The sequence below is a fragment of the Pseudomonas sp. NDM genome, from assembly GCF_003105095.1.
Classification (GTDB): domain Bacteria; phylum Pseudomonadota; class Gammaproteobacteria; order Pseudomonadales; family Pseudomonadaceae; genus Aquipseudomonas; species Aquipseudomonas moraviensis_A.
On sequence record NZ_QETJ01000203.1, the window covers coordinates 1 to 7584 of the forward strand.

The following is a 7584-nucleotide window of genomic DNA, read 5'->3' on the forward strand; positions in this document are numbered from 1 at the left end:
CCACATAAGGGGCCGCTGCGCTGCCCAGCGGGAGCAGGCTCCCTCGCCACAGGTTCATCATCGAGCAGCAATGCGGTGTTTCCGGCCATGAAATCGCGGCTTATATCACTGAGGGATGCGTACGAGACGCGTCCCGGCTCTTTAAGAGAACTGACGAATGACCCTGAAGACCATCGAAGGTACCTTCATCGCCCCTAAAGGCCGCTACGCTCTGGTAGTGGGCCGTTTCAACAGCTTCGTGGTTGAAAGCCTGGTCAGCGGTGCCGTTGATGCCCTGGTTCGCCACGGCGTGAGCGAAGGCGACATCACCATCATCCGCGCACCGGGCGCCTTCGAAATCCCGCTGGTTGCGCAGAAAGTCGCCCAGAAAGGCGAGTTCGCAGCCATCATCGCCCTCGGCGCGGTCATTCGTGGCGGTACTCCGCACTTCGAATACGTGGCTGGCGAGTGCACCAAAGGCCTGGCCCAGGTCTCCATGGAGTTCGGCGTACCGGTCGCGTTTGGCGTACTGACCGTTGATTCCATCGAGCAAGCCATCGAGCGTTCCGGCACCAAGGCCGGTAACAAAGGTGCCGAAGCTGCCCTGTCCGCTCTGGAAATGGTCAGCCTGCTGGCGCAGTTGGAGGCCAAGTGATTAGCGACGAAAGCGATCGTTTCAACCCGCGCGATCCGAAACCTGCGGATGCCGGCAAGCCGTCGAAAAGCGCCAAGCGTCGCGAAGCCCGTCAGCTCGCGACCCAGGCGCTGTACCAATGGCACATGGCCAAGCAATCGCTGAACGAGATCGAAGCGCAGTTTCGCGTTGATAACGATTTCACCGATGTCGACGGTGCCTACTTCCGCGAAATCCTTCACGGGGTTCCGCAGTTCAAGACCGAAATCGACACCGCCCTGACGCCGTGCCTGGATCTGACGATCGAAGAGCTGGACCCGGTTGAACTGGCGGTTCTGCGCCTGTCGACCTGGGAGCTGCTCAAGCGTGTCGACGTGCCGTACCGCGTTGTGATCAACGAAGGTATCGAGCTGGCCAAAGTGTTCGGTTCGACCGACGGCCACAAGTTCGTCAACGGCGTGCTCGACAAGCTGGCCCCGCGCCTGCGTGAAGCTGAAGTGAAGGCGTTCAAGCGCTGATCGGCGCTTGAATACTTTTTCTCGGCCATGGGCGAGTTTGAGCTGATCCGCAATTTCTTCGCCGCCGCGCCTTGTGCGCAGGGCGGCGAGGGCGTTGCTTTGGGGATCGGCGACGACTGCGCCTTGCTGGCAGTTCCCGCAGGGGAACAGCTGGCGGTTTCCACCGATACGCTGGTGGCCGGTGTGCATTTCGCCGACCCCTGCGACCCGTTTCTGCTCGGTCAGCGTTCGCTGGCCGTCGCGGTCAGCGATCTGGCCGCCATGGGTGCCGCGCCCGTTGCCTTTACTCTTGCCCTGACTTTACCAACGGTGACTGCCGATTGGCTGCAAGCCTACGCCCGTGGTTTGAACCAGATGGCGCAAGGCTGCGGCGTGGCACTGGTCGGCGGTGATACTACGCGCGGGCCGTTGAGCCTGACGGTCACCGTGTTCGGCCGCGTACCTGCAGGGCAGGCGTTGACCCGCAGCGGCGCGCAGTCCGGTGATCTGCTCTGTGTCGGTAGCGAACTGGGCAATGCGGCCGGCGCCTTGCCGTTGGTGCTGGGCCAGCGTGATGCCGCGCCCGAGGTCGGCCAGCCGCTGCTCGATCATTACTGGTCACCACAGCCGCAACTGGCGCTCGGTCAGGCTCTGCGCGGCAAGGCCACGGCGGCGCTGGACATCTCCGACGGCCTGCTCGCCGATTGCGGGCATATCGCGCTGGCCTCCGGGGTGCGACTTGAAATTGAACGCGAGCGCGTACCGTTGTCGGATGCTTTAGTCGCGTTTCTCGGTCAGCGCGGTGCCGAGCGCGCGGCATTGAGCGGGGGCGACGACTACGTGCTGGCCTTCACCTTGCCGTCCGCCGCGTTGCCGGCACTGCTGGGCGATGGCTGGCCGATCCATGTGATCGGGCGCGTGGCGTCGGGCCAGGGCGTGGTCCTGCTGGATCGTGACGGGCGCGACATCACTCCGCAAATCCGCGGCTACCAACACTTTCAGGAGACACCGTGACAGATCACCCGAAACAGGTCCCTGCCGAATTCGTGCCTCCTTCGGTCTGGCGCAATCCGTGGCATTTCCTCGCGTTCGGCTTCGGCTCCGGCACCTTGCCCAAGGCGCCGGGCACGTGGGGCTCGCTGGTGGCGCTGCCGTTCATTCCGTTGTGGCAGATGCTGCCCGACTGGGGTTACTGGCTGATGCTCGGCATCACCATGCTGTTCGGCTTCTGGCTGTGCGGCAAAGTCGCTGACGACCTGCGCGTGCATGACCACGAAGGCATCGTCTGGGACGAAATGGTCGGCATGTGGATCACCCTGTGGCTGGTGCCGGAAGGCTGGTACTGGTTGCTCGCGGGTTTTCTGGTATTCCGCTTCTTCGATATTCTCAAGCCGTGGCCGATCCGCTGGATCGACAAGCATGTGCATGGCGGCGTCGGCATCATGCTCGACGACGTGCTCGCCGGTGTCTTCGCCTGGCTGGCGATGCAAGGGCTGGTCTGGGTATTCGCCTGATTCGACTCACGTGAGGAAACAAGCAATGCTGCGACGCGGGTTGGCCCTGCTGGTTCTGGCTCTGCTGGGCACGTTCGCCCATGCGCACGCCGCCGCGCCTGTACCCGCGGTCATCCATCTGGCCAGCGAAGACTGGGAAGACTACACCGCCGCCGATGGCCATGGTCTGGCCTGGGACGTGCTGCGCAAAGTCTTCGAGCCGGCCGGGGTGAAGCTGGATATCCGCACGGTGCCGTACACCCGTTCGATCGGGCTGGTGCAGTTGAAGGAAGTCGACGCGCAGGTCGGCTCCTACCGCGACGAAGCCGAGCACGTGTTGTACCCGCAATGGAATTTCGACTCCGATCACGTTTACGCACTTGGCCTGGCCAGCAGCCCGCCACCGACTCAGGCAACCTTGGGCAAATACCGCCTGGCCTGGGTGCGCGGCTACCGCTACGACAACTACCTGCCGAACATTAAACGCTTCAACCAGATCGAACGGCGCACCGGCATTCTGCTGATGCTCAAGCAGGGGCGGGCCGACTACTACATCGACGCGCTGACCGAGATTCAGGCGGTCATGCGCGATGCGGCGGATCCGGCGCAGTACCGTTATTCGCATCTGGCTGAATTGCCGCTGTTTCTCGGTTTCGCCGATACCCCACAGGCCCGGACGTTGATGGCGCTGTATGACCGGCGCATGGCGGAGCTGGTGAAGAGCGGAGAGTTGAAGGCGATCTTCGCGAAGTGGCAGCAGCCATATCCGTTCAACCCGAACTGAGGCCCCACACAAACCCCCTGTAGGAGTGAGCCTGCTCGCGATAGCGGACTGACATTCAGCAATGATGTCGTCTGATCAACCGCTATCGCGAGCAGGCTCACTCCTACAAGGAACCGATGCAGGGCAGTCTGTCATCAAACTTTTTGATGGTTATGCCCGATAATTCAGCCTGAGCGTCCACAGGAACCTGCTGTTACAATGCCGGCCTGCGAATTTTCAGTCTTCTAGATCAGGAGCACATCGGTGCCTGTCGTCTTCGTCGCCGCTTCCAAGCTGCCAACGCCTTTTGCGCAATTCACCATGCACGGCTTTCTCGATGAGAGTACCGGGCGTGAGCACGTCGTGCTGAGCCTCGGTGAATTTGCCGATGGCGCCCCGGTACTTGGCCGCCTGCACTCCGAATGCCTGACCGGCGATGCCTTGTTCAGCCAGCGCTGCGACTGCGGCTCGCAACTGGAAGCCGCGTTGCAGGCGATCGCCCGCGAAGGCCGTGGCGTGCTGCTGTATCTGCGTCAGGAAGGCCGCGGCATCGGGCTGCTGAACAAGATTCGCGCCTACGAGTTGCAGGACGGCGGCGCCGACACCGTGGAAGCCAACGAGCGCCTGGGCTTTGCCGCCGATCAGCGTGATTACGCCATGTGCCTGCCGATGCTCGAGCATTTGGGCGTGAAATCCCTGCGTTTGATGACCAACAACCCGCGCAAGGTCAAAGCGCTGACCGACATGGGCATCGTCGTCGCCGAACGCGTGCCGCTGCACACTGGCCACAATCCGCACAACAAACTCTACCTGGCCACCAAGGCCAGCAAGCTCGACCACATGATGGGCAACGAGCATCAGGGCGAGGTCGACCGCGCGTGACTCGCGGCCAGGTGCGACGTCGGCTGTCGGTGGCCTGGTGGCAATACCTGGCGTTGGCCCTGTTGCCGCTGTTCGTGCTCAACGCGCTGTTTGGCGAAGGCCAGGGCCTGTTGCCAGTGTTGGCGATGCCCTTGTTCATCGCCGGCGTCGCCTCGATGTTTGTCAGTCTGAAATATTTCGCTCGCTACAAACACGCGCTGATCGCCACGCAAAAAGCCCTCGATACTGCCGATGAACCCGCTGCGTGGATCGCCTTGGCGGCGCGTCGGCGCGCAGCGTTGCTGGTGGCATCTTTGCCGGCGTGGATCGGCGCCCTGGCGGTATTCGTCGGCCTCGAAGCCGTGCCGTTGATGCTGCTGGCGCTGTCCACCGCCGTGCTGTTCTACCTCTACCGAATCCCGCGTCAACTCGGTTGATGCGTTGCCTGTGGCTGGCGGTTCTGCTGCTCGCCCTGAGCAGCCCGGCGTTGGCCGGATTGCGGGTAGTCAGCCTCGCGCCGTCGCTGTCTGAAATTGTCGTTGAACTGGATTCCGCCGATCTGCTGGTCGGCGTGCTGGATGCGGGCGAGCGTCCGGCGGCGATTGCAGATGTTCCGTCTGTGGGCCGCTATGGCCAGCTCGACATGGAACGCTTGCTCAGTCTCAAACCGGATCTGCTCTTGCTCTGGCCCGGCAGCGTTGGCGCAGGGCAGCGCGATCAGCTCAAGCGCCTGAACATTCCCACCTTCATCGCCGAGCCGCATACGTTGACGCAACTCGCCGCGCAGATCGAAGCCATTGCCGAACAGCTCGGGCGTCCTGAACGTGGGGCGAAACGGGCGGCCGAATTGCGCGCGCAGCTGGAGGGTATGCGTCAGCGTTATCAGCGTGATGTACCGTTGCGTGTGTTCTATCAGGTCTGGGACAAGCCGCTGTACACCGTCGGGGGCGGGCAGATCATCAGCGATGCACTTGAAGTGTGCGGCGCACGCAATGTGTTCGCCGACTTGAATCTGCCGGCGCCGCAGGTGAGCATCGAGGCAGTGTTGCAGCGAGATCCCGAGGTGATTGTTGCCAGTGATCAGGCCCAGCTAGGGGCGTGGAAGGTCTGGCCGCAGGTGGCGGCGGTCAGGCAGGGGAGGCTGCTATTGGTCACTGATAAAGGCCTCGAGCGACCGAGCGGGCAGATGATCAGCGCCACCGCCAAGCTTTGCCAATTGATCGCGCCGGATCGGTAGATCGTATCGCCTGTATTCGCGTGCAGGCTCGCTCCCACACTGGACTTGCGGTGAAAACAAAAGGTGTGGCCGCACTCCGTCTACTGTGGGAGCGAGCCTGCTCGCGAAGAGGCCAGCCCGCCAATAAAAATCTCAACTCAGAGTTCAGGGGTCCAGGTCACCCCGAACATCCACGCCCGACCTTCTTCGCGATAGCCATACTGCGCGCCGTCATAGCTGTAATTCGCCCGGCTGTAACCCTTGTCCAGCAGGTTGTCGACCTTCAGATCCAGCTTGATCTCACGGTTCAACGCCCAACTGCTGCGCAGTCCGAATGTGCCGTAGCCACCCAGCGATTGGGTGCTGTTCAGATCATCGTAACTGCCGCTGACCAATTGCCAACTGGCGCCGAGCCCCAAACGATCGAACTGCCGATCCACATCCCAACTGGCTGTGCGCCGCGCCCGTCGCGCCAGGGTGTGGCCGGTATCGCGATCGCGCGGATCAATGATCGCCACGCCAAGATTGCTCTGCCAGCCGAACAGCTCATGCTTGAGCGCCGCTTCGAAGCCATTGATCCGCGCCGACGCAACGTTCTGTGGGCGTGAGTTGCTGCCGAAGATGATCGCGTCTTCCAGATCGGTGCGGTAAATCGAGGCTTCCAGCCGCGCGCTGTCGCTCAACTGGCTACGCCATTGCAGTTCGTAGCTTTTCGAGGTCTCCGGTTTCAGGTCGGGATTGCTGAAATTCGGGTAGTACAGGTCGTTGAAGGTCGGCGCGCGGAAACCTTCGCTGTAGCTCAGCAGCAGATCGTTATCCGAATTCAGGAGCAGGGTGAAGGTGCCGCTCCAGGTGTTCTGGGTACCGAACTGTTGGTTGTCGTCGTGGCGCAGGCCGATCTCGGTGGAAAAACTGTCCGCCTGATAACGATGCTGGATAAAGGCTGCGCGGTTCCAGCGGCTGTCCTCGTCAAACGCAGTGCTGCTGTTGATCCGGTCTTCGTACCAGTCACCACCGAGGACCAGGCTGTTGCGCGCGTCGAGCGTCAGGTCGTTCTGCCAGTTCACTGAGTCGCGATAGGTGTTGAACACCGTGCGCTCGTCACTGAGCTTGTCGAAAGTCTTCTCGCGGTTTTCGCTGTGGCCGAATTCGACGCGGGTTTTCCAGGTTTCGTTGACCCGCGCATCGACGTAACTGCTCACGCTGCTGACATTGAAGTCGCTGTAGGGCTGCTGTTGCACCGACTCGAACGTGTCCCTGTCGAAGCGACCGAACGGGTTGTCGAATTCGCCCTTGCCACGGTTATCCAGCAGGTTGGCGCCGACTTCGATGCCCTCGGCCAGCGCGTGGCTGAGGCTCAGGCTGAGGGATTTGTTGCGGTAAGCGTCATGGTCGCTGTCGCTTGGATACGAATCGTGGGTACGGTCGATCCCGGCAGTTTCGTCGAGGCTGGCACCGAGGTTGAAACGGGTTTTGTCGTCACCGCCGGACAAACCGAGGCTGCGCTGCCAAGTCTGCTGGCTGCCGAAGCCGAGGTGCAGGCGTGGCTGCAAGCCTTGCCCAGTGCCGCGCCGGGTGAAAATCTGGATCACCCCGCCAATTGCATCGCTGCCATAAATCACCGAGCGCGAGCCGCGCAGCACTTCGACGCGCTCGATCTGCTCGATGTTCAGATGCTGCAGGTTGCTGTCGCCGGAAGTCGAGTTGCCGATGCGCTGGCCATCGACCAGCACCAGGCTCTGCGCCGATTGCGTGCCGCGAATGTAGATCCCCGGCAGACTGCCGCGCCCGCCAGTCTGCGCCACTTGCACGCCGGGCACGCGACGCAGCAGATCGGGCACGTCGCTTGGTTGCAGGCGATCAATGTCTTCACGGGTGAACACGGTGTTGGCGGCGCTGCTGTCGTTGCGCGCCTCGACCTGACGATTGGCGCTGATCAGTGTGTCCGGCAGCTTCAGCGCCTGATCACGTTCGAAGGTGTCGGCGACAGCGCTGGCGCTGGGTAGCAGGAGAAAGGGCAGGGCGAGGCGCGAGAGGTTCATGGCAATCTATGGTCTTTGCAAAACCATGTAGGAGCTGCCGAAGGCTGCGATCTTTTGATTTTGCTTTTTAAAGGTTCCGGAGCTGCCGAAGAGCAAGAT

9 protein-coding genes are annotated in these 7584 nt (G+C 62.1%); 8 read left to right on the top strand and 1 reads right to left on the bottom strand.

What is annotated here, in order from left to right; all coding sequences use genetic code 11:
* Positions 1-157 precede the first annotated feature (157 nt).
* The 8 genes from ribE to DCO47_RS24345 all read left to right on the top strand — a co-directional run bounded on the left by ribE (position 158) and on the right by DCO47_RS24345 (position 5464).
* Complete coding sequence (gene ribE / locus DCO47_RS24310) at positions 158-634, top strand: 6,7-dimethyl-8-ribityllumazine synthase (protein ID WP_042610620.1); 477 nt, start codon at positions 158-160, stop codon at positions 632-634.
* The gene (nusB, locus tag DCO47_RS24315; RefSeq protein ID WP_042610619.1) at positions 631-1131 is read left to right on the top strand and encodes a transcription antitermination factor NusB; all 501 of its coding nucleotides are present in this window, start codon (positions 631-633) and stop codon (positions 1129-1131) included. The genes ribE and nusB overlap by 4 nt, the downstream gene beginning before the upstream one ends.
* Before the next feature lie 27 nt (positions 1132-1158).
* Positions 1159-2124 carry a thiamine-phosphate kinase gene (gene thiL / locus DCO47_RS24320; RefSeq protein ID WP_116659097.1) on the top strand — a complete coding sequence of 322 codons (966 nt, stop codon included), beginning with the start codon at positions 1159-1161 and terminating at the stop codon, positions 2122-2124.
* Entirely contained in the window at positions 2121-2624 is a 504-nt protein-coding gene (locus tag DCO47_RS24325) for a phosphatidylglycerophosphatase A (RefSeq protein WP_039761886.1), read from the top strand. Before thiL ends, DCO47_RS24325 begins: the two co-directional genes overlap by 4 nt.
* Positions 2625-2649: 25 nt before the next feature.
* The gene (locus tag DCO47_RS24330) at positions 2650-3387 is read left to right on the top strand and encodes an ABC transporter substrate-binding protein (RefSeq protein ID WP_065615593.1); all 738 of its coding nucleotides are present in this window, start codon (positions 2650-2652) and stop codon (positions 3385-3387) included.
* Between the two features lie 243 nt (positions 3388-3630).
* The gene (gene ribA, locus DCO47_RS24335; RefSeq protein ID WP_042610616.1) at positions 3631-4248 is read left to right on the top strand and encodes a GTP cyclohydrolase II; all 618 of its coding nucleotides are present in this window, start codon (positions 3631-3633) and stop codon (positions 4246-4248) included.
* Positions 4245-4664, top strand: coding sequence for a hypothetical protein (locus DCO47_RS24340; RefSeq protein WP_042610615.1), 420 nt, complete (start codon positions 4245-4247; stop codon positions 4662-4664). The genes ribA and DCO47_RS24340 overlap by 4 nt, the downstream gene beginning before the upstream one ends.
* Complete coding sequence (locus tag DCO47_RS24345) at positions 4664-5464, top strand: cobalamin-binding protein (protein ID WP_116659098.1); 801 nt, start codon at positions 4664-4666, stop codon at positions 5462-5464. Before DCO47_RS24340 ends, DCO47_RS24345 begins: the two co-directional genes overlap by 1 nt.
* A gap of 137 nt (positions 5465-5601) precedes the next feature.
* Here DCO47_RS24345 and DCO47_RS24350 read toward each other — a convergent pair whose 3' ends face one another.
* Positions 5602-7485 carry a TonB-dependent receptor domain-containing protein gene (locus tag DCO47_RS24350; protein ID WP_116659099.1) on the bottom strand — a complete coding sequence of 628 codons (1884 nt, stop codon included), beginning with the start codon at positions 7483-7485 and terminating at the stop codon, positions 5602-5604.
* Positions 7486-7584 lie beyond the last annotated feature (99 nt).

What these genes read in the sequence shown, in the direction of transcription:
- ribE (WP_042610620.1), top strand. Translation starts at nt 158, where the DNA reads ATGACCCTGAAGACCATCGAAGGTACCTTCATCGCCCCTAAAGGCCGC.
- DCO47_RS24330 (WP_065615593.1), top strand. Translation starts at nt 2,650, where the DNA reads ATGCTGCGACGCGGGTTGGCCCTGCTGGTTCTGGCTCTGCTGGGCACG.
- DCO47_RS24345 (WP_116659098.1), top strand. Translation starts at nt 4,664, where the DNA reads ATGCGTTGCCTGTGGCTGGCGGTTCTGCTGCTCGCCCTGAGCAGCCCG.
- DCO47_RS24350 (WP_116659099.1), bottom strand. Translation starts at nt 7,485, where the DNA reads ATGAACCTCTCGCGCCTCGCCCTGCCCTTTCTCCTGCTACCCAGCGCC.
- thiL (WP_116659097.1), top strand. Translation starts at nt 1,159, where the DNA reads ATGGGCGAGTTTGAGCTGATCCGCAATTTCTTCGCCGCCGCGCCTTGT.